The organism is Streptomyces sp. NPDC045695 (assembly GCF_056432025.1).
On the sequence record NZ_JBWKJU010000003.1, the window covers coordinates 497,340 to 517,046 of the forward strand.

At 72.6% G+C, this 19,707-nt stretch carries 23 protein-coding genes; 7 read left to right on the top strand and 16 right to left on the bottom strand.

The features are described 5' to 3' along the window. Positions 1 to 54: 54 nt before the first annotated feature. Positions 55 to 630 (bottom strand): RsiG family protein, encoded by a 576-nt coding sequence (locus AC07DU_RS08665; protein WP_479038227.1) that lies wholly within the window; start codon positions 628 to 630, stop codon positions 55 to 57. Between the two features lie 136 nt (positions 631 to 766). On the opposite strand from AC07DU_RS08665, the gene dtd reads away from it, so the two are divergent. Continuing rightward, positions 767 to 1,192 (top strand): D-aminoacyl-tRNA deacylase, encoded by a 426-nt coding sequence (dtd, locus tag AC07DU_RS08670; protein WP_360894267.1) that lies wholly within the window; start codon positions 767 to 769, stop codon positions 1,190 to 1,192. 16 nt (positions 1,193 to 1,208) lie between these two features. Here the strand turns inward: dtd and ygfZ are convergent, their stop codons facing one another. The 13 genes from ygfZ to AC07DU_RS08735 all read right to left on the bottom strand — a co-directional run bounded on the left by ygfZ (position 1,209) and on the right by AC07DU_RS08735 (position 11,432). Continuing rightward, a complete protein-coding gene (gene ygfZ, locus AC07DU_RS08675) occupies positions 1,209 to 2,177 on the bottom strand; it encodes a CAF17-like 4Fe-4S cluster assembly/insertion protein YgfZ (RefSeq protein WP_360894270.1) in 969 nt (322 codons plus the stop codon). Between the two features lie 21 nt (positions 2,178 to 2,198). After that, the gene (locus tag AC07DU_RS08680) at positions 2,199 to 2,654 is read right to left on the bottom strand and encodes a Fur family transcriptional regulator (RefSeq protein ID WP_360894273.1); all 456 of its coding nucleotides are present in this window, start codon (positions 2,652 to 2,654) and stop codon (positions 2,199 to 2,201) included. A 92-nt stretch (positions 2,655 to 2,746) separates the two neighbouring features. After that, the gene (locus tag AC07DU_RS08685; RefSeq protein WP_360894276.1) at positions 2,747 to 3,319 is read right to left on the bottom strand and encodes a heme-binding beta-barrel domain-containing protein; all 573 of its coding nucleotides are present in this window, start codon (positions 3,317 to 3,319) and stop codon (positions 2,747 to 2,749) included. Positions 3,320 to 3,600: 281 nt separating this feature from the next. Beyond that, entirely contained in the window at positions 3,601 to 4,674 is a 1,074-nt protein-coding gene (locus AC07DU_RS08690) for a hypothetical protein (RefSeq protein WP_479110380.1), read from the bottom strand. After that, positions 4,671 to 5,555, bottom strand: a complete 885-nt coding sequence (locus tag AC07DU_RS08695) for a hypothetical protein (protein WP_479110382.1) — start codon at positions 5,553 to 5,555, stop codon at positions 4,671 to 4,673. Before AC07DU_RS08695 ends, AC07DU_RS08690 begins: the two co-directional genes overlap by 4 nt. Continuing rightward, positions 5,552 to 6,331, bottom strand: coding sequence for a hypothetical protein (locus AC07DU_RS08700; protein WP_479110384.1), 780 nt, complete (start codon positions 6,329 to 6,331; stop codon positions 5,552 to 5,554). The genes AC07DU_RS08695 and AC07DU_RS08700 overlap by 4 nt, the downstream gene beginning before the upstream one ends. Before the next feature lie 138 nt (positions 6,332 to 6,469). Next, positions 6,470 to 6,733 (bottom strand): DUF3099 domain-containing protein, encoded by a 264-nt coding sequence (locus AC07DU_RS08705; RefSeq protein ID WP_360894288.1) that lies wholly within the window; start codon positions 6,731 to 6,733, stop codon positions 6,470 to 6,472. Positions 6,734 to 6,887: 154 nt separating this feature from the next. Next, a complete protein-coding gene (locus tag AC07DU_RS08710) occupies positions 6,888 to 7,178 on the bottom strand; it encodes a DUF1416 domain-containing protein (RefSeq protein ID WP_030030422.1) in 291 nt (96 codons plus the stop codon). Between the two features lie 53 nt (positions 7,179 to 7,231). Beyond that, on the bottom strand, positions 7,232 to 8,077 hold the full coding sequence (locus tag AC07DU_RS08715) for a sulfurtransferase (protein WP_360894291.1): 846 nt from the start codon (positions 8,075 to 8,077) through the stop codon (positions 7,232 to 7,234). A gap of 181 nt (positions 8,078 to 8,258) precedes the next feature. Beyond that, positions 8,259 to 8,348, bottom strand: coding sequence for an Ms5788A family Cys-rich leader peptide (locus tag AC07DU_RS08720; RefSeq protein WP_350875872.1), 90 nt, complete (start codon positions 8,346 to 8,348; stop codon positions 8,259 to 8,261). 155 nt (positions 8,349 to 8,503) lie between these two features. Beyond that, positions 8,504 to 9,220: an LmeA family phospholipid-binding protein gene (locus AC07DU_RS08725; RefSeq protein ID WP_360894294.1), complete on the bottom strand. Its 717-nt coding sequence runs from the start codon at positions 9,218 to 9,220 to the stop codon at positions 8,504 to 8,506. Between the two features lie 63 nt (positions 9,221 to 9,283). Next, positions 9,284 to 10,561: a hypothetical protein gene (locus AC07DU_RS08730; RefSeq protein ID WP_479110443.1), complete on the bottom strand. Its 1,278-nt coding sequence runs from the start codon at positions 10,559 to 10,561 to the stop codon at positions 9,284 to 9,286. Positions 10,562 to 11,177: 616 nt separating this feature from the next. Further along, positions 11,178 to 11,432, bottom strand: coding sequence for a MoaD/ThiS family protein (locus AC07DU_RS08735; protein WP_479110386.1), 255 nt, complete (start codon positions 11,430 to 11,432; stop codon positions 11,178 to 11,180). 403 nt (positions 11,433 to 11,835) lie between these two features. Between AC07DU_RS08735 and AC07DU_RS08740 the strand changes: the two genes are divergently transcribed. The 5 genes from AC07DU_RS08740 (at position 11,836) to AC07DU_RS08760 (ending at position 17,228) form a co-directional block, all read left to right on the top strand. Beyond that, positions 11,836 to 12,651 carry a response regulator transcription factor gene (locus tag AC07DU_RS08740; protein WP_360894300.1) on the top strand — a complete coding sequence of 272 codons (816 nt, stop codon included), beginning with the start codon at positions 11,836 to 11,838 and terminating at the stop codon, positions 12,649 to 12,651. Between the two features lie 24 nt (positions 12,652 to 12,675). Further along, positions 12,676 to 13,698 carry a LacI family DNA-binding transcriptional regulator gene (locus AC07DU_RS08745; RefSeq protein ID WP_360894303.1) on the top strand — a complete coding sequence of 341 codons (1,023 nt, stop codon included), beginning with the start codon at positions 12,676 to 12,678 and terminating at the stop codon, positions 13,696 to 13,698. A 195-nt stretch (positions 13,699 to 13,893) separates the two neighbouring features. Next, positions 13,894 to 14,979: a S1C family serine protease gene (locus AC07DU_RS08750; RefSeq protein ID WP_479110389.1), complete on the top strand. Its 1,086-nt coding sequence runs from the start codon at positions 13,894 to 13,896 to the stop codon at positions 14,977 to 14,979. 81 nt (positions 14,980 to 15,060) lie between these two features. After that, on the top strand, positions 15,061 to 15,783 hold the full coding sequence (locus tag AC07DU_RS08755; RefSeq protein ID WP_479110445.1) for a response regulator transcription factor: 723 nt from the start codon (positions 15,061 to 15,063) through the stop codon (positions 15,781 to 15,783). Then, on the top strand, positions 15,780 to 17,228 hold the full coding sequence (locus tag AC07DU_RS08760) for a HAMP domain-containing sensor histidine kinase (RefSeq protein ID WP_453374400.1): 1,449 nt from the start codon (positions 15,780 to 15,782) through the stop codon (positions 17,226 to 17,228). Before AC07DU_RS08755 ends, AC07DU_RS08760 begins: the two co-directional genes overlap by 4 nt. On the opposite strand, the gene AC07DU_RS08765 is transcribed toward AC07DU_RS08760, so the two are convergent. Together AC07DU_RS08765 and AC07DU_RS08770 are read right to left on the bottom strand one after the other, a co-directional pair. Beyond that, the gene (locus AC07DU_RS08765; protein WP_479110391.1) at positions 17,202 to 18,122 is read right to left on the bottom strand and encodes a phosphatidylinositol-specific phospholipase C; all 921 of its coding nucleotides are present in this window, start codon (positions 18,120 to 18,122) and stop codon (positions 17,202 to 17,204) included. The two genes, AC07DU_RS08760 and AC07DU_RS08765, sit on opposite strands and share 27 nt — an antisense overlap. Positions 18,123 to 18,183: 61 nt before the next feature. Further along, positions 18,184 to 18,771, bottom strand: a complete 588-nt coding sequence (locus AC07DU_RS08770) for a TetR/AcrR family transcriptional regulator (protein ID WP_392064031.1) — start codon at positions 18,769 to 18,771, stop codon at positions 18,184 to 18,186. 122 nt (positions 18,772 to 18,893) lie between these two features. Between AC07DU_RS08770 and AC07DU_RS08775 the strand changes: the two genes are divergently transcribed. Then, positions 18,894 to 19,676, top strand: a complete 783-nt coding sequence (locus tag AC07DU_RS08775) for an alpha/beta fold hydrolase (protein WP_479110393.1) — start codon at positions 18,894 to 18,896, stop codon at positions 19,674 to 19,676. The last annotated feature ends 31 nt before the right edge of the window (positions 19,677 to 19,707 follow it).

The window sequence follows — 19,707 nt, forward strand, 5'->3', positions numbered from 1 at the left end:
CCCGAATTTCCGCCCGCTCAGGGCCAGTCCGCCCGCTCAGCCCGGCCCACCCGCTCAGACCAGCAGGTCGTCCACCTGCGCCTCGCCGTCCCGGTAGCGCCGGGTGATCTCCGCGGTGCAGTCGTCCGCCGTGCGCTGGAGCTGCTGCCTGCGCCGCGAGACCTGCTGCTCGTAGTGCACCAGCCGCGCCATCCCCTCGTGCAGCTCAGCGTCCGTGCGGGCGTCCAGGTCCGAGAGCTCCACGTCGGAGAGCATCTCCGACGCCAGCAGCCGGTACTCCTCGCTGTGCGGGGTGCCGAGCGTGACGTGCCGGGCCGAGGCACTGCGGCTGGAGGGGGCGTCGGCGAGGATCACCGAGAGCCGGTCCACCACCGGCGTCTCGGGATCGGTCCGCCGGGCGAGTTCGGCGCGCAGGATGTCGATGCGGCCCTGGAGGATTCTGCGGACGTAGCTCAGATCGGCCTCGTCGCGCTGCGCGTCGCGGCGCAGCGCGCGCAGCTCCGGCAGTCCGAGCGCGGCGGTCGGTGTCACCGCCTCAAGGGCTTCGGCCGTGCGCTGCGCGGGCGGTCGTACCGCGGCAGCTGCGACGGAAGCGGGTGATGCAGGTACGGAGGTACCAGAAGTATTCATGCGAACGAGTCCGTCCCCTCGACCGGTGCGGCGCACCCGCACCGCCTGCGTGCATCGTGCCACTCTCCGTGGCCCCGATGCAGTCCCACTCCACCCGATCGGCCCCGGACGGATGCAAGCCTGGTACACAGGTGGTATGCGAGCAGTGGTGCAGAGGGTGGACGGCGCGTCCGTCGTCGTCGGCGGCGAGACCGTGGGCGAGATCGTCGGCGAGGGACTGTGCGTACTGGTGGGGGTGACCCACGACGACACACCGGAGAAGGCGGCGCTGCTGGCGCGCAAGCTCTGGTCGGTGCGGATCCTGGAGGGCGAGAAGTCGTGCAGCGACGTGAACGCCCCCCTGCTGGTGATCTCCCAGTTCACGCTGTACGGGGACGCCCGCAAGGGCCGTCGCCCCACGTGGAACGCGGCGGCGCCCGGCCCGGTGGCCGAGCCGCTGGTGGACGAGGTCGTGGCGCAGCTGCGCGAGCTGGGCGCGACGGTGGAGACGGGCCGGTTCGGCGCGCAGATGCGGGTCTCGCTGACCAACCACGGCCCGTTCACCATCGTCATCGACATCTGACGACGTCTGGCGTCGGCTAGGGCGCTACGACGACCTCCTGTGCCGCGGCCGTCTTGCCGGCCAGCAGCGGGGCGTCGACCGGCACGTTCCGCTTGACCAGCGCGAGGGCGATCGGCCCCAGCTCGTGGTGGCGGACGGCGGTGGTCACGAAGCCCAGCTGGCGGCCCTCCTCCCCGTCGGCGGCGAGCCGGACCGGGGCGCCGTGCGCCGGGAGGACCACCTCCGAGCCGTCCAGGTGCAGGAAGACCAGGCGGCGCGGGGGCTTGCCCAGGTTGTGCACGCGGGCCACCGTCTCCTGGCCGCGGTAGCAGCCCTTCTGGAGGTGCACGGCGGTGCCGATCCAGCCCAGCTCGTGCGGGATGGTCCGGTGGTCGGTCTCCAGGCCGAGCCGCGGCCGGTGCGCCTCCACGCGCAGGGCCTCGTAGGCGAGGAGGCCCGCGGCCGGGCCGTGCGAGGCGGCGAAGGACTCCAGCTCGGCGCGGGGCAGGAAGACCTCACGGCCGTGCGCGGTCTCGCGTACGACGAGCTCCTTCGCGACCTCGGCGATGGAGCCGGCCGGCAGGTGCACGACCGCGAACTCGGCGGTGCGGTCGGCGACTTCGACGCGGTAGAAGAACTTCATGGCCTCCAGGTAGGCGATCAGCTCCCCCTGGGTGCCGGGCTCCACGTGCGCCCACGTGGTCTCGCCGTCGTCGACGAGGTAGAGCGCGTGCTCGATGTGGCCGTTGGCGGAGAGGATCAGCGCTTCGGTGGCCTGCCCGGCCGGCAGCTCGGTGACGTGCTGGGTGAGCAGCAGGTGCAGCCAGCTCAGCCGCTCCGGTCCGGAGACGGTGACGACTCCGCGGTGCGAGAGGTCGACGAAGCCGCGCCCGTCCGCGAGGGCGCGCTGTTCGCCGTACAGCTCGCCGTAGTGGGCGGCGACGCCCTCGTCGCGGCCTTCGGCCTGCACGGCGCCGGGGAGATGGAGCAAGGGGCTGCTGGTCATGGGACCAAGCGTACGACTCGGCTACGCCGTGCCGTCACGGTGCTTCGCGGAGCACCCGGCGCACCGGCCGAAGATCGCGAAGTGCTTCATGTCGGTCTCGAAGCCGAAGGTGGCCCGCAGTTTCGCCGTGAACTCGGCGGCGATGTCCACGTCCGCCTCGATGACGTCCTCGCAGTCGCGGCACACCAGGTGGATGTGGTGGTGGCGGTCGGCGAGGTGGTACGTGGGGGCCCCGTGCCCGAGGTGGGCGTGCGAGACCAGCTTGAGCTCCTCCAGGAGCTCCAGGGTGCGGTAGACCGTGGAGATGTTGACCCCGGAGGCCGTCTTGCGCACCTGCGCGAGGATCTCGTCCGGGGTGGCGTGCTCCAGTGCGTCGACCGCCTCCAGCACAAGCTGGCGCTGCGGTGTCAGCCGGTAGCCGCGCTGCCGCAGGTCGGTCTTCCAGTCGGTGCCTTCGGTGCTCTCGGTGCTCACCACCCGGCCAGTCTAAGCGCGGGAAGGGGACCTCGGGCGGCTCGCCCGTGATCCCCTCCGTGCACAGCCTGTGGACGGCTCAGCCCATGGACGGCTCAGCGGAAGAAGGCGATGCCGTCGTCCGGCATGTCCGGGAGGTTGCGCGCCATCTCGGCGACCTCCTCGGGCGTGACGACCTTCTTGAGCTGCGCCGACATGTACGGACGGAGCTCGACGTCCGGGGTGGCCTTCTCGCCGACCCACATGAGGTCGCTCTTCACGTAGCCGTAGAGCCGCTTGCCGCCGCTGTACGGGCCGGAGGCCGCGGTACGGGCGACCGCGTCCGTGACCAGGTCGATCTGCGGCTTCTGGTCGGCGAGCTCGCCGTACCAGACCTCGACGACGCCCTGGTCGCGGACCATGACGATCTCGACCTTGCGGTCCTTGTCGATGCGCCAGTAACCCGACTCGGACTCCAGCGGCCGCACCTTCTTGCCCTCGGCGTCGAGGACCCAGGTGTGGGAGGTGTACTGCAGGAAGTCCCGGCCGTCGTGGCTGAAGACGACCTCCTGGCCGAAGTTGCACTTCTCCTCGCCCGGGAAGTCGAAGACGCCCGCACCCTCCCAGTTGCCGAGGAGGAAGGCGAGGGGGACGAGGCCCGGGTTCAGGTCGGACGGGATCTGGATCATGAATGGCTGCTCAGGCTCTGTGGGAGGGGTTCCGGGGCGGTCTGCTGGGCCGAGGCTCAGCGCTGACCCTGGTACAGCTTCTTGACGGCCAGGCCGGTGAAGGCCATCACGCCGACGCAGACCAGGACCAGCAGGGAGGTGAAGACTGCCTCAAGCACGGGGTGCTCCTCGGAATTCGTTCGGGGGTACGGGCCGGTCCCCAAGCCTACTGGCCCGGGGACCGGAGCACTGTGTGAGGTGGGCCGTACCACCCCCGGACCGGGCCGGAGCCCGTCCGGTGGTCAGCTCAGCAGCTGGCTCTGCAGGATCACCGTCTGGTGGAAGGGGACGGGCGCCACCTCGCCCTTGCGGGTCTGGAGGACCACGCCCAGGACGTCACCCGTCCGGAGGCAGCCGACCTTGGTCTGCTCCTCGCCGGTGACGGGCTTCATCTCCTGGTACACGCTGAGGTCGGTGCCGTCGAAGTTGGCGGCCCCGGCGAAGTCCAGCGTGGTGCTGTTCATCTGGGTGTTCTTGGCCTTGCTCCAGACGTCGTCGAGGTCCAGGGCCGAGACGCCGTTCAGCTGGGCGTTGGTGTCGCAGCCCTTGAAGGCGTCCACGAAGCCCGACGAGTGGAAGCGAAGCAGGTAGACGTGCGTACGCGTGCCGTCCGGCGTCGTCCAGCCCCGGCCGACGATCTGCCGCAGCCCGTCCCATTCGAGGGAGGTCTTGAGCTTCTCGCGGGCTTCGGGCGCGTACTCGTCCAGGAAGGAGTCGACCGGCACCGTCCCGTCCTTGTCGGCCTTGACCGCCTCGTCGGCCTTGGCGCCCTGGGGAGCGGGCAGGAGCAGGCCGGTGAGCTGCGCGTAGTGCGTGCCGTCCTTGTTGTCCGGGCCCTGGGGCAGAGGGGCGCCGGCGGGCAGCGCGGGCCGGGAGAGCTCCGGGAACGTCCAGCGGCCGTCGCCCTCGGTGGACAGGCCGGGGAGGTCGGTGCGCTCCGGCACCGTGATCCCGTACGCGACCCCGGCGCCGACCGCGGCGAAGACGGCGACGGCGGCGGTCCAGCGCAGGGCGGCGCGCAGTGCCCGCCGGTCCTTGGGCGGGGCCGCCGCCTCGACGACGGGCGCGGGGGCGGCTGCGGCCTCGGGCGCCGCTTCGGGCACGGGCTCCGCTTCGGGCACGGGTGCCGCTGCGGCCTCGGGCGCCGCTTCGGGCACGGGTGCCGCTGCGGCCTCGGGCGCCGCCTCGGGCACGGGTGCCGCTGCGGCCTCGGGCGCCGCCTCGGGCACGGGTGCCGCTGCGGCCTCGGCCTGCGGCGCGGGCGCGGTCACCGCCTCGGGCTCGGCCTCGGGGGCGGTGGTGTTCTGCTCGCTCACGCGGACTCCCCGGGGGACTTGAGGTGGTCGAGTTGCTGCTTGAACAGGCTCGCGGCGTCCTTCACCGCGAATCCCTTGCTCCCGTACATGCGGAAGGTCACGAGGACGTCCCCCTCGACGGCCACGCAGTCGAGGGCGTCGATCTTCTCCTTGCCGTCCTTCCCGCCCTTGAGCGAGTCGTCCAGCCCGCACTTGGCCTGCGGGTGGCCCTCCACCTGGGGGGCCTCGCCGCCGGCGGCGGTGAGCTCGATGAGCTTCTTGGCGAACTCGGCGAACGTGGCCAGCTGCTTCGGATCGGCCTGGATGAGCCGGATCTCGGCGACCGCTCCGCCGGAGCCCTCGCCGCGGGCGTAGCTGCGCCCGGCCATGCCCTTGAGCTTCAGGTCCGCCAGCGACTTGTCCCGTTCGGCACGCTCGCTGCTGGAGAGGCCCGTACGGGCGCCCGTGAAGCTCTGCAGCGCCTTGTCGCTCGGGAGGTAGTAGTGGTTGCCCTCGGGGTCGAGGTCGGGACCGGGCCAGTAGCCGACCGGCATCGGCATCAGCTTGCCCGTCAGCTCGTTGGGCGGCACGGACGGGACCGGGGCCGGCGTGCCGCCGGTCGTGTGGTCCTCGGCCACCCAGTACCGCGTCGGCGCACTCCGGTCGGCGTCCGCCAGCGCGGCCGCGCCGGCGACACCGCCGCCCACGAGGACGACGACGCCCACGGCCGCCGAGACCAGCGCGAGCGTCCTGCGGTTCCTCTTGCGCACGGGCTCGACCGCGGGCTCGGCCGCCACTGCGGGTGCGGGCGCCACTGCGGGTGCGGGCGCCACTGCGGGCTCGGCCGCCACTGCGGGGGCGGGCGCCGCCTCGGGCCCGGTTGCGTTCTGCTGCTCGCTCACAGCCGCTCCATCTGTCGCTGGGCCAGCTCGGTCAGGGCCTTCTCGTCGACTTCGCCGCGGTTGTTCGTGTACTCGATGCTCATGACGATGTCGCCGCGCCGCACCACGGCGCGACCCTGCCGCACCGGGTGGTAACCGGCCTCCTCATGCGCCTTGGAGTCGATCCACAGGTGCCCGAAGTCCGCCGGAGCGCCCGGGAGGTCCTTGCCCGTGTTGCCCGCGTGGTCCTTCTCGGGCATGTACTCGACGATCTCCGTGTAGAAGTCGTCGGCACCCCCGCGGTCGCGGAACTGGAGCAGGTTGATCTCGATGTAGTTCCGGTCGTTCTCGGACCACCGGGCGGTGGCGAGGCACTTGGCCTGCCTGATGAGCGAGCCGACCGCCTGGGAGGGCTTGAGGAAGTAGTCCGCCGAGAACGTGTCCGTGGACACGGGGCCCGAGAAGCTGTCCTGCGCACCGCCGGGGAGGTCCAGCAGCTTCTTGGCCAGGTCCTCGTCCGCCTTGTGCCAGCGGGCGGCGTTGATCGAGCGCCGGCTCGTCGCGTCGTTCACGGCAGCCGGCTTCGGCCCGGCCATCTTCTGCTGGGCCAGCGGCGGCAGCGCGGTCGGCTCGCGGTGGTACTGGACCGCGTAGCCGGTGACGGTCCCGGCGAGCACGCCGAGCACGGCCATGCCCGCGATCAGGAGCGTCGTACGTCCCCGGCGGCGGCGCGGCGCTTCGGCAGGTGAGGTCTCCTCCTCTTTCCGCTGTTCGGAGATGGTCTGTTCGTGTTCCAAAGGAGAGTCCCCCCGCAGGACTGGAGAGCGCAGATCGTGTACCCGCGCGTACCCATGACCCGCCTCGGGGGGCAGCAGTTGTATGAATGCTTATTACATTCTTATCTCGCGGGGTCATCGCTGGACCGGGGCGGGGCTTCAGTCCTCGCGCCGCCGCTTTCCGTCCAGTTCGTCCCACCACTCGTCGGACTTCGGATCGCCCGAGGGGTCGTCCCACCAGCGGTCGTCCGGCCCGCGCCGGTTGGCGACGATCGCGGCGACCGGCGGGATGACCATGGCGACCACGCACAGGGCCACCGCCGCCTCCACCGACAGCAGGCGCACGAAGGACCAGGCGGAGACGAAGAGGAAGAGGCATCCGCCCATGAGGAGGAAGTAGACGCGTCGACGCCGGGCGTACATACCTCCAGCGTAGAACCGCGGGCGGACGGCGCGAAGGGCCGCACCCCGATCCAGTGGCGTCCAACCCCCGGGGGTGCGGCCCTTCGGCCGATCAATCAGGCGATCACGCGGGCAGCGCCGCGTGCGGTGTCGCGTGCGGTGTCGCGTGCGGTGTTCAGACCGCGATCGCCACGTCCGTCACGCCGCCGGCCTCGGCGACCACGACGGCACGGTCCGCCTGGGCGCCCGGGACCAGCGCCCGCAGCGTCCAGGAGCCGGTGGCGGCGTAGAAGCGGAACTGGCCGGTCGCCGAGGTCGGGACCTCGGCCGTGAACTCGCCGGTCGAGTCCAGCAGCCGCACGTAACCGCTGACGGGCTCGCCGTCCTTGGTCACCTGGCCCTGGATCGCGGTCTCACCGGGCTTGAGCGTCGCGAGGTCGGGCCCGCCGATCTGTGCTCCACACATGTTCTCTGTCCTGTCCTAGAGAGGTCGTCCTACGGGGCGTCGCGTGCCCGGAGTTACTTGTTGGGGCCGAGCTCGATCGGCACGCCGACGAGCGAGCCGTACTCGGTCCACGAGCCGTCGTAGTTCTTGACGTTCTCCTGGCCCAGGAGCTCGTGCAGCACGAACCACGTGAGCGCGGAGCGCTCACCGATGCGGCAGTAGGCGATGGTGTCCTTCGCCAGGTCCACCTGCTCGGCCTGGTAGAGGGCGGTCAGCTCCTCGTCCGACTTGAAGGTGCCGTCGTCGTTGGCGTTCTTCGACCACGGGATGTTGCGGGCGCTCGGCACGTGGCCGGGGCGCTGCGACTGCTCCTGCGGGAGGTGCGCCGGGGCGAGCAGCTTGCCGGAGAACTCGTCGGGCGAACGCACGTCGACCAGGTTCAGGGAGCCGATCGCGGCCACGACGTCGTCGCGGAAGGCGCGGATGGAGGTGTCCTGCGGCTTGGCCTTGTACTGGGTGGCCGGGCGGTTGGGGACCTCGGTGCCGTCGACCAGGTCGCGGGAGTCGAGCTCCCACTTCTTGCGGCCGCCGTCGAGGAGCTTGACGTCCTGGTGGCCGTAGAGCTTGAAGTACCAGTAGGCGTAGGACGCGAACCAGTTGTTGTTGCCTCCGTAGAGGACGACGGTGTCGTCGTTGGAGATGCCCTTGGCGGAGAGGAGCTTCTCGAAGCCCTCCTGGTCCACGAAGTCGCGGCGGACCGGGTCCTGGAGGTCGCTCTTCCAGTCGATCCGGACGGCGTTGGTGATGTGGTTCTTGTCGTAGGCGGACGTGTCCTCGTCCACCTCGACGATGACGACGTTCGCGTCGTTCAGGTGGGCCTCGACCCAGTCGGCGTCTACGAGGACGTCGCTGCGGCTCATGGTGTCTCCTCCGGGGCAGTGTGCGGCGGGGCGGTGCTGGTGGTGCTGCGGTGCTGCGTGCCCGTGGGCGCGGCTCAAGATCCTGAACGGGGAGGCGTCAGGGAGTCAGGAGGCGGATGGGATCACGCGGGAAGGGCCGTGGGGCCGTCGTCCGGGCTGATGGAGCGGATGCGCTCGCAGGTCACATGGATCGACAGAGCATGGCGGCGACGCGACACAGGTCTACTGCCCGTCGCTTCGTGAGGTCCGCCTGCTGATGCTTCATAGCCATGGATCGTAGGGACGAATCAGCCGCCCTGTCACCGGTGTGTCATATTCCGAGACAGGATCGTCCGAATACTGGGATACGAGTGCCCCGGGCGGCCGCCGCGCCGCCCCCGGGACCCGTGCTGCGGCCCGCCCATCTGCGGATCGGACCGCGCCGTCTCACGATCCGGCCACCGCCACGTTCGAGCCGCCCAGAGTGAGGTGCACGCCGGTCTCGTCCGAGGTCAGGGAGGAGAGCTGGAGCCCGGCCGGCATGCCGCCGTCGAGACTGCGGTCGAAGTCGGTCTTCTTGCGGATCAGCTTCTCGACCCCGGGGATGCCCTCGCCCGGCACCTCGTCGGCACGCACCCGGACGAGCTTGCCGCCCTTTCCGTCCTGCGCGTCCACGAGGGTGATGGTGGACACCACGTGGCGCGTCAGGGTCTTGCCGAGGACGTCCACCGCCGCGGTGACCCGCACCTTGCCCGGCGCCCCGCCGTAGGACAGGGTCGCGCCGGTCTGCGAGGCCGCGGTGAGGTCCGCGTACGTGATGAGGCCGGTGCCCTCGGCCCGCCGTGCGGTGCCGCCGCCGTAGTCCCCGTTCAGCTTCACGTCGTGGAAGCTCGCGTCGAGCTCCGAGAGCCGCGTCTTGCGGCCGTCCGCCATGACGTCGACGCCGCGGAGCTTCAGGTCGACGCGTTCCAGGTCGTGGCTGAGCGCCTGCGTCAGGAAGGGGAACCCGCGGATCTCCACCTCGGAGCTGCCGCCCAGGCCCTGCCGGGCCTGGATCCGGTCGGCCAGCCGGCCCTCGACGTAGGTGACCGCCAGGCGGTCCAGGCCGACGAATACGGCCCCCAGCACCACTCCGATGATCACAACGATGCGCAGAGCACGCACGTGTCCTCCCCCAGCTAGTCGGTACGTGCGTTCTAGTTGACCATGCTCCTCGTCGGGCAGGGATCAGCCCACCACCCGGCCGATCAGGTACACGGCGGGAGCGGCGGCCGCGAGCGGCAGGGCGACACCGGCCGTCATGTGCACGAACTTTGACGGGTAGTCGTACGCCGCCACCCGCAGCCCGATCAGCGCGCACACCCCGGCCACCAGGCCGAGCAGGGCCCCGCCCACGCCGACGGACGTCAGCCCGCCGACCGCGATGCCCGCGCCGGCGGCCGCGGCCAGCGAGACGCCGACCGAGGGGACGGTGGGCAGCGGCAGCGCGCGGGCGAAGACGGCGACCGCGACGGCGGCCGCGCCGACCGTGACGGCGGCCAGGTCCGCCGCCAGGTAGCCCGCGCAGACGATCGCGAGGGCGGCCGAGGCCACCGAGGCCATCAGGCCGTACATCCGCTCGTCGGGGTCCGCGTGGCTGCGCAGCTGGAGGACGAGGGTGAGCGGCACCCAGGCGCCGAGGGTGCCGACGATCGCGCCGGGGCCGTACGCACCGTCCACGGCGAGCACGGCCGCGTCGGCGGCCAGCGCCCCGGCGAAGGCGAGGGCGATGCCCTGGCGGGCCGGCCACATGCCGTTGAGGCGGAACCAGCCGGCCGCGGTGAGCGCCTGGAGGACGATCAGCGGGACGAGCAGGGCGAACGGCCCGAGCGCGGCGGCCACGGCGAGCAGCAGCCCGAGGCCGGCGGTCAGTATGGCCGCCTGCGGTCCGGGGTCGATGATCGGCGACCGGCCCTCGGCGCGGGCCTGGGCCGGGTCGACGGCGCGCAGGGTGTTGCCGGCGAGGGTGGGCGGGGACCACTCGGCCGCCGCCGCGCCCGGCGCGGCTCCCGGCGCTCCGGCCGTGCTCGCTGCGACGGCGGTGGCTTCCGGGGCTTCGTGGGCTTCCGGGGCGGGGCCGGCCGACTGGGGCGGGAGGTACGCGGTCTGTTCGGCCGCCGCCTCCGGCCGGTAGGGCGGCAGGTAGGCGGTCTCCTCGGCGGGGGCGGGCGCCGGGGCCGCGGCCGGGACCTCGTCCCGGAGCCAGCCTTCGGGCACGGCGCTCTGCTGCTGCGCGGAGCCGGGGTACGGCGGCAGGTACGCGGTCTCCTCCGCGGAGGCGGCACCGGGGGCCGGAGCCTCGGCCGGGGACGGGGCGGCCGAGTGGCGGCCGCGCGACGGCGCCGGGGCCTGCTGCTCGAAGCCGGGCACCGGCGGCAGGTAGGCGGTCTCCTCGGCCGGGGCCGAGTGCTGCGCGGGACCGGGGTAGGGGGGCAGGTACGCCGTCTCGGCGGCCGCGGCGGGCATTCCCGCACCCTGCGACCAGTCCTGGGCCGCGGCGGGAGCGGAGACCTCGTCGCGGAACCAGCCCTCGGGCACGGCAGCCTCCCGGCCCTCGGCCGGGGCCGCCGCGTGGCGGCCGGAGGACGGCGCCGCGGCCTGCTGCTGATGATCAGGGCCGGGGTACGGGGCCAGGTAGGCCGTCTCGGCGGCCGCGGCGGGCATCCCGGCACCCTGCGACCAGCCTTGGGCGGGACCCGGCGCCGGGGCGGGAGCCGGGGCCTGCTGCTCGTTCTCGTCGCGGAACCAGCCCTCCGGGGCCAATGCCTGCGGCTGCGCCGGAGCCGGGCCGCCCGGCCAGGGGGCACCCGCGCCGCCGTCCGCAGCCGCGGGCACGGAGGCCTCGTCGCGGAACCAGCCCTCCGGCGCCGCCGGCTGGCCCGGCACCGCGCCCAGCGGCGGGTGCACCGGCTGGTGGCTGGTGTCCCAGGTGTCGGACTGCCAGGTCTGGGTCCCGTACGGATCCTGCTGCTGGTACTGCTGTGGCTGCTGCTGGGGGTGCTGGTACTGGTGCTGCTCTTGGTGCTGGTCCTGCTGCTGCGCGTACCGCTGCTGTTCCTCAGGCGTGCTCATCGGCTCCCGCTCACCCGCCCGCGAACGGCGGGAGCACCTCGACGGTGCCCCCTTCGTTCAGCAGGACGGAATCATGCGGGCGCTTGCCCACAGGCTCGTCATTGACCAGGAAGGAGCAGCGCAGCAGCACCCGGGTCAGCTCCCCGGGGTGACGCTCGCGCACGGCGTCGAGCGCCTCGGCCAGCGTGTGCGCCGAGTACGGCTCCTCCGCCGTCTTGGCCGCGGCCTTGGCCGCCGCCCAGTAGCGGATGGTTCCCGTTGCCACTGCTGCTCCCCTCGTCGGCTCTCTACCGTCGGCCTCCATGATGGCCCCTCCCGGCGCCCGTCCGGGCGGGTGATCCGGTGAAACCGGGGCATACGCGGGTTGCGGGCGTGGCACGAACCACAGAAGTGGAAGCCGTAGAAGCCTCGGCCCGGAAAGGGCGGGTGGGCTATTCTGCTGGCGAGAGGATCCGGGCAACGTTGCCCCCGGGTCCTTTTGTGCTTTCAGCACGTTGAACGAACCGAGAACAGTGGTATCCATGCGGACCCCAGGGCGCGGGGACCGCACAGGCGCCAGAGAATCGTACGAAGCAGTACCACGCACGTCCTCGACGGGACCGAGGAGGAACCGACGTGATGGACCAGCGAACCGTGCACCACCGTCCGACCCGGGCAGGTGGTCGGTCGTGAGCTCTCTCCTGCTGCTCACCAACGCGCTGCAGCCCTCGACCGAGGTGCTGCCCGCACTCGGTCTGCTGCTGCACAACGTCCGGGTGGCCCCGGCCGAGGGCCCGGCCCTCGTGGACACCCCGGGCGCCGACGTCATCCTCGTCGACGGCCGCCGCGACCTGCCGCAGGTGCGCTCGCTGTGCCAGCTCCTGCGCTCCACCGGGCCCGGCTGCCCCCTGATCCTGGTCGTCACCGAGGGCGGCCTCGCGGCCGTCACCGCCGACTGGGGCATCGACGACGTACTCCTGGACACCGCCGGTCCGGCCGAGGTGGAGGCGCGGCTGCGCCTGGCCACCGGCCGCCAGCAGCTCGGCTCGGACGACTCCCCGATGGAGATCCGCAACGGCGACCTGTCGGTGGACGAGGCGACGTACTCCGCCAAGCTCAAGGGGCGGGTGCTCGACCTCACCTTCAAGGAGTTCGAGCTGCTCAAGTACCTCGCGCAGCACCCGGGCCGGGTCTTCACCCGCGCGCAGCTCCTCCAGGAGGTCTGGGGCTACGACTACTTCGGCGGCACCCGGACGGTCGACGTCCACGTACGGCGGCTGCGCGCCAAGCTCGGCCCCGAGCACGAGTCGCTGATCGGCACGGTCCGCAACGTCGGCTACCGCTTCGTGACCCCGGAGAAGGTCGAGCGGGCGGCGGCGGAGGCCGCGGCCCAGGCGGCCCAGAAGGCCGCCGCCCAGGCGGCCGCCCAGGCCGCTGCCGTCGTCACCCGGTCGGCCGAAGATCCTGTGAGCATCCACTCCCCCGTACGCCCTGCCCAGAGGTAGGTCACCCCGCGTAGACTCCCGCGTGTGGCCAAGGTGACGCGGGATGACGTAGCGCGACTTGCGGGTACTTCTACCGCCGTCGTGAGCTACGTCATCAACAACGGACCCAGGCCGGTCGCCCCGGCCACGCGCGAGCGTGTCCTCGCCGCGATCAAGGATCTGGGCTACCGCCCGGACCGGGTCGCCCAGGCGATGGCCTCACGGCGCACCGACCTCATAGGCATGATCGTCCCCGATGCCCGGCAGCCGTTCTTCGCGGAGATGGCGCACGCGGTCGAACAGGCCGCGGCCGAGCGCGGGAAGATGGTGCTGGTCGGCAACTCCGACTACCGCGACGAGCGCGAGGTCCACTACCTGCGGGCCTTCCTCGGCATGCGGGTCTCGGGGCTGATCCTGGTCAGCCAGGGCATGAGCGAGCGCGCCGCCACGGAGATCGAGGCCTGGGACGCGCGCGTCGTGCTGCTGCACGAGCGCCCCGAGGCCATCGACGACGTCGCCGTCATCACGGACGACATCGGCGGCGCCCAGCTCGCGACCCGGCACCTGCTCGAACACGGTCACGAGTACGTCGCCTGCATCGGCGGCGTGGAGAACACCCCGTCGGTCGGCGACCCGGTGGCCGACCACGTCGAGGGCTGGCGCCGGGCCATGCAGGAGTCCGGCCGCTCGGTGGAGGGCCGGCTCTTCGAGGCCCCGTACAACCGCTACGACGCGTACCGCGTGGCCCTGGAGGTCCTGTCCGGCCCGGACCGTCCCCCGGCGATCTTCTGTGCCACGGACGACCAGGCCATCGGCGTCCTGCGCGCCGCGCGGGAGCTCCGCATCGACGTGCCCGGGGAACTGGCCGTGGCGGGCTTCGACGACGTCAAGGAGGCGGCCCTCACGGACCCGCCCCTGACCACGATCGCCTCGGACCGCCCGGCGATGGCCCGCGCGGCGGTGGACCTCGTCCTGGACGACTCCCTGCGCGTGGCCGGCTCCCGCCGCGAACGGCTCAAGCAGTTCCCGTCGGCCCTGGTGATCCGCCGCTCCTGCGGCTGCCGCTAGGCGAATCCAGCCTCGCCGGCGTTTGAGGCGCGGGGGTCCGGGGGCAGCGCCCCCGGCCACGGCGCCGCACCGGCACACGTACACGCACGCACCGGCACCGGCACCGGCCGCCCTTATATCGGGCATACGCGGTTCTGTCGGGCTTCTCAGGCCGGATTCAGGAAGCTCTCATACTCGGCGCCCAGAGTCGTCGTCATGACCGAGAGCTTCCGCCGCGAAGGCGAGTACCCCCAGAACCGCCCGACCCAGGACGCCGCGGCATCCCCGTACCCGCCGCCGCCCGCGTACCCGCCCGTCGGCGGCGGGGGCGACGGCTCGCACGGCCGGGGGCCCGCCCATGCCGCCGCCCCCGCCCCCCGCGCCAAGCGGCCCGTCGCGCTGCTGACGGCCGTCGCGCTCGCCGCGGCCGTGATCGGCGGCGGCACCGCGGCCGGCGTCCAGCAGCTGATGGGCCACCAGAGCGGCACGGTCGGCGGCGGCTTCAACGGCACCAACGTCTCGCAGTCCAGCACCGGCACCGTCTCCGGCGTCGCCGAGCAGGCCGGCCCCTCCGTCGTCCGCATCGACACCCGCACCGGCTCCGGCCAGGGCACCGGCTCCGGCATCGTCGTCACCGCCGACGGCGAGATCGTCACCAACAACCACGTCGTGAACGGCGCCTCCGAGATCGAGGTGACGATGAGCGACGGCAAGAAGTACCGGGCCGGGATCGTCGGCACCGACCCCGACAAGGACCTCGCCCTGATCAAGCTCCAGGGTGCGAGCGGCCTGACCCCCGCCCGGCTCGGCGACTCCGACAAGGTCAAGGTCGGCGACCAGGTCGTCGCCATCGGCTCCCCCGACCGCCTCACCGGCACGGTCACCAGCGGCATCGTGTCCGCGCTGGACCGCGAGGTGAACGTGCCGAAGTCGGAGCAGCAGGCCCCGCAGCGCCGCCAGCAGGACGGCGGCGGCTGGCCGTTCTCCTTCGACGGCCGGCAGTTCAACGGGAACCCCGGCTCGGACACCACCTCGTACAAGGCCATCCAGACGGACGCCTCCCTGAACCCCGGCAACTCCGGCGGCGCCCTCTTCAACATGAACGGCGAGGTCGTGGGCATGCCCTCCGCGATCTACTCCCCCTCCAAGGACAGCTCCAGCGCGGGCAGCGTCGGCCTCGGCTTCGCCATCCCGGTCAACACGGTCAAGGCCGACCTGCCCTCCCTGCGCAAGGGCGGCCCCGGCGGCGCCGGCTCCGACACCGTCAACTCCACGGCGGGCGGCTTCGGCGCCCCGTCCTAGTCCGCCGTGCGAGGCTGGGAGACGCCCGCCCGCACCGAAGACCACCACCCAGGGGGACCAGCCATGTCCGCAACCACCGGCATGGGCGCCGAAGGCGAAGCCCGGATCCTCGTCGTCGACGACGAGCCGGCCGTGCGCGAGGCCCTGCGCCGCAGCCTCGCCTTCGAGGGGTACGCCGTACAGACCGCCGTCGACGGGCTCGACGCCCTCGACAAGGCGGCCTCCTACGCCCCCGACCTGATCGTCCTGGACATCCAGATGCCGCGCATGGACGGGCTGACGGCCGCCCGCAGGCTGCGCGCCGCCGGCAGCGTCACGCCCGTCCTGATGCTCACCGCCCGCGACACCGTCGGCGACCGCGTCACCGGTCTCGACGCGGGCGCCGACGACTACCTCGTCAAGCCGTTCGAGCTCGACGAACTCTTCGCCCGGGTCCGCGCCCTCCTGCGCCGCAGCTCCTACGCGGCCGGCGGCGAGGGCGGCCACGAGGACGCCCTGACCTTCGGCGACCTGCGCATGGACCTCGCGACGCGCGAGGTCACGCGGGCCGGGCGCCAGGTGGAGCTGACCCGTACCGAGTTCACGCTGCTGGAGATGTTCCTCGCGCACCCGCGCCAGGTCCTGACCCGCGAGCAGATCCTGAAGACCGTCTGGGGCTTCGACTTCGAGCCCAGCTCCAACTCCCTGGACGTGTACGTGATGTACCTGCGCCGCAAGACCGAGGCGGGCGGCGAGCCGCGCGTGGTCCACACCGTGCGCGGGGTGGGCTACGTCCTGCGCGCCGGCGAGAGCGGGCCCGAGTGAGCCGCACGGGCCCGGCCGCCCGGTTCCGCGCACTGCCGCTGCGCTCCCGCCTGGCGCTGCTGGTCACGGTGGCGGTGGCGCTCGCCGTGGCCGCCGTCGCCGCCGTGTCCTGGGTGATGGTGCGCACCCAGCTCCGCGACCAGCTGGACAGCACGCTGCGCGCCACCAACGCGGAGGGGCAGGCCAACCAGGTGTACGGGGCGATCGGCTGCGTCAGCGGCGGCGCCCTGCCGGACCGGCCCGCGAACAACCTCAGCGCGCAGGTGCAGATCGTGCTGGCGGACGGCCGGCACTGCTGGGTCGACGGCAAGAACACCCTGGAGGTCACCAAGCTCGACCTGGAGGTCGCCCAGCGCCGGCGCGGGGCCGTCCTCTACGACGCGACCACCTCCGACGGCACCGCGGTGCGGGTCTACACCCAGCCCGCCCTGGTGGACCGGCAACCCGCCGCGCTGACCGTGGCCAAGCCGCTCGCGGACATCGACAAGCCCCTGTCCACCCTGGCCTGGGTGCTGCTCCTGGTCTGCGGGATCGGCGTCGTCGGCGCGGGCGCGGCCGGCCTGTGGGTGGCCCGTACGGGACTGCGGCCCGTCGACGAACTCACCGACGCCGTCGAGCACATCGCGCGCACCGAGGACCTCACCGTCCGCATCCCCGACGAGGGCGACGACGAGATCGCCCGCCTGTCGCGGTCCTTCAACTCGATGACGGCGGCCCTCGCCTCCTCCCAGGAGCGCCAGGCCCAGCTGATCGCGGACGCCGGGCACGAGCTGCGCACCCCGCTCACCTCCCTGCGCACCAACATCGAGCTGCTGGCGCGCAGTGAGGAGACCGGCCGGGCCATCCCGCCCGACGACCGGCGGGAGCTGCTGGCCTCGGTCAAGGCGCAGATGAAGGAGCTCGCCGCGCTCATCGGGGACCTCCAGGAGCTGTCCCGGCCGGACGCCGGGGCCGGGAGCCCGCTCCAGGTGGTGGCCCTGCACGAGATCGCGGGGGCGGCGCTGTCCCGGGCCCGGCTGCGCGGTCCGGAGCTGTCCTTCAGCTCCGACCTGTCGCCCTGGTACGTACGGGGCGAGGCGGCCGCCCTGGAACGGGCCGTGGTCAACGTCCTGGACAACGCGGTGAAGTTCAGCCCGCCGGGCGGCGCGGTCGAGGTGACGCTGCGGGCGGGCGAGCTGACCGTACGGGACCACGGGCCCGGCATCCCGCCCGAGGACCTGCCGCACGTCTTCGAGCGGTTCTGGCGCTCCCCGTCGGCCCGCGCCCTGCCCGGCAGCGGCCTGGGGCTGTCCATCGTGGCCCGTACGGCGGCCCGCGCGGGCGGCAGCGCCGAGCTGCGGGCGGCGGCCGACGGCGGCCCGGGCACGGAGGCGGTGCTCCGCATCCCGGGGGCGCCGGCCCCGCCGCCGCGGCTGCCGTCAGACGGGGTTGTGCCGCAGCAGTGAGGCGACCAGGCCGGAGCGGGTGTTGGGGAAGTCCATCGGGACGATCCCCAGCCCGGTCCGGCCGGCCATCTCCGCGCCGTCGACGAAGGCGTGCACCTGGGGGCCCAGCCGGTCGGAGTTCCAGCGGGGCGGCATGTACGCCGAGGTGCTCGTGTAGTTCACGAAGAGCTTGCCGGGCTGCTGGACGGCCTTGCGGAAGTGGTTCTCGATCTTGCCGCGCTTCGCGAAGGGCTCGGCGTTGTAGTCGTCCTGGATGTCGAAGACGTTGCCGTCGCCGTAGCGCAGGCCAGGCAGGCCGCCGTTGTCGGCGAGCAGGACCACCTTCCCGCGGGCCTGCCCCAGCGAGGGCAGGGTGTCGGATATCCGGAAGAGCGGGCGCCAGCCGCGGCGGTCGAGGTAGTCGTCGAAGACGGCGCGGAAGGTGGCGTCGCCGTCCGTGGAGTACTCCTGCTTGAGCCGCATCAGGACGGTCTCGGAGGGGTGCGCCGCCAGGAAGTCCGCGCAGGCGACGAGGACGTCGCCGAACATCAGGTTCTGGTAGAAGGACCCGTGGTGGATGGCGAAGGAGCCACCCGTCACCCGGCAGCGGACGTCGAGGAAGCGGACGCCCGAGTCGAGCTGTTCGGTGATCGAGGTGTTCTGGCAGGCGACGTAGAGGCCGCCCTGGCGGGCGCCGGAGTCGTGGGTGCCGGGGATGGTCATCCGTTGCAGGGCGGTGGAGTCCCCGAGGCCGGCCATCCAGTCCTGGGTTCCGAGTGCCGTGGCCGTGGCCGTGGCCGTAGCCGCGGCCGCTGCGGATGGTGTGCCGAGCCCGACGGCGACGCCCGTGGCCAGTGCTCCGACCAGAAACGCCCGCCGGTCCATTCCCGCGACCGTACCCGTGCCCATGCCCATGCCCGCCCCTTTTGCCGACCCAGTGGTGGGACCGGATTATGGCGTGCCGGACCGGCCTTTACTACCTGTCGGTAGGAGTCGGCTTTTCGAGCAACTCCACCATGGTGCGCAGCCCTTGGAGGAGTTCCGCCCCGCTCGGCGCCTGCTCCGGGTCGGTCAGGGACTGCACCATCACCCCGGTCAACAGCGCGATGTGCAGGGACCCGAGGGCCCGTACGTCCTCCTCGGCGACCGCGTCCTCGGGCACCCCGCGCAGCTGCGCGGCCACCATGCGCCGGGACCTGCGCTGGCCCTCGGCCAGGGTCGCGAGCAGCTCGGGCGAGGACTGGGCGTGCACGAAGGCCTCGACGTTGGCGAGCCACAGCCAGCGCATGTCGCCGAAGTCCCGGATCTTGCGGTCCCAGGTGTCGGCGTACCGCGCTTCGGCGCTCTCCCCCTGCCCCGTGAGCCGGCCGGATCCCGCGGCCCACTCGTCCATGGCCGCGAAGAGCGCCTGGTTGAGCAGCGCCTCCCGGGACCCGAAGTGATAGCCGATCGCGGCCATGCTCACCTGCGAGGCCGTGGCGATGTCGCGCACCGTCGTGCGCAGGTAGCCCTTCTCCTCCAGGCAGCGGCGCGCTCCGGCCAGCAGGTCCTCGCGATTTCCCATGCCGGGATCGTATCCGCGCGCTCGGATTTGGGCGTGCGCCCTAGACGCACGTCTTGCACACTTGCCCAAATCCTGGCAGGCTGCACCCATCCGAAGATCCACGGACCACCGGAGGCCCGGCCATGCGCCACGAGCTGAAGATCGACGACCGCACCCTCTCCTACCGGGACTTCGGGGGCCCCGGCCGCCCGCTGCTCGCCCTGCACGGCGGCATGTCCGAAGGAGCCGCCTTCACCGGCCTCGCGCAGGCGCTCGGCGACGCATGGCGGGTCATCGCCCCTGACCAGCGCGGCCACGGCGACTCCGACCGGGCCCCCGACTACCGGCGCGAGGGATACGTCGCCGACGCCGTCGCCCTGCTCGACCACCTCGGCGTCGCGGCTCCCGCGGCCGTGCTCGGACACAGCCTCGGCGGGCTCAACGCCCAGTACCTGGCCGCCGGCCACCCCGACCGGGTCGGCGCGCTGATCGTCGTCGACACCACCGTGGAGATCCACCCGGCCGCATCCGAGTGGTTCGACTTCCTGCGCGGCGCGCGCTACACCGCGCCCACCCAGGAGGAACTGCTCGCCGCGGCCGGACCCCTGGGCGCCCAGATGGTCGCGCAAGCGCTGCGCCCCCTGCCCGACGGGACGGGCTGGCGGCTGCCGTTCCACCCGCAGGACCAGCTCGACTCGATCGAAGCCTGCCGCGGCGACCACTGGGACGCCTGGCTGGCGAGCGACTGCCCGGCGCTGCTCGTCCACGGCACCCGCAGCCAGGCCCTGACGCGGGAGGTGGCCGACGCGATGGTCTCCCGGCGGCCCGGGACTTCGTACGCGCCCCTGGACGGCGACCACTTCGTGCCGTTCCAGGACCCCCAGGGCTTCCACGGGGCCGTCGCGACGTTCCTCGCCGGCCTCTGAGAACGCCGAAGGGGCGGCGGGCCGACCGGCC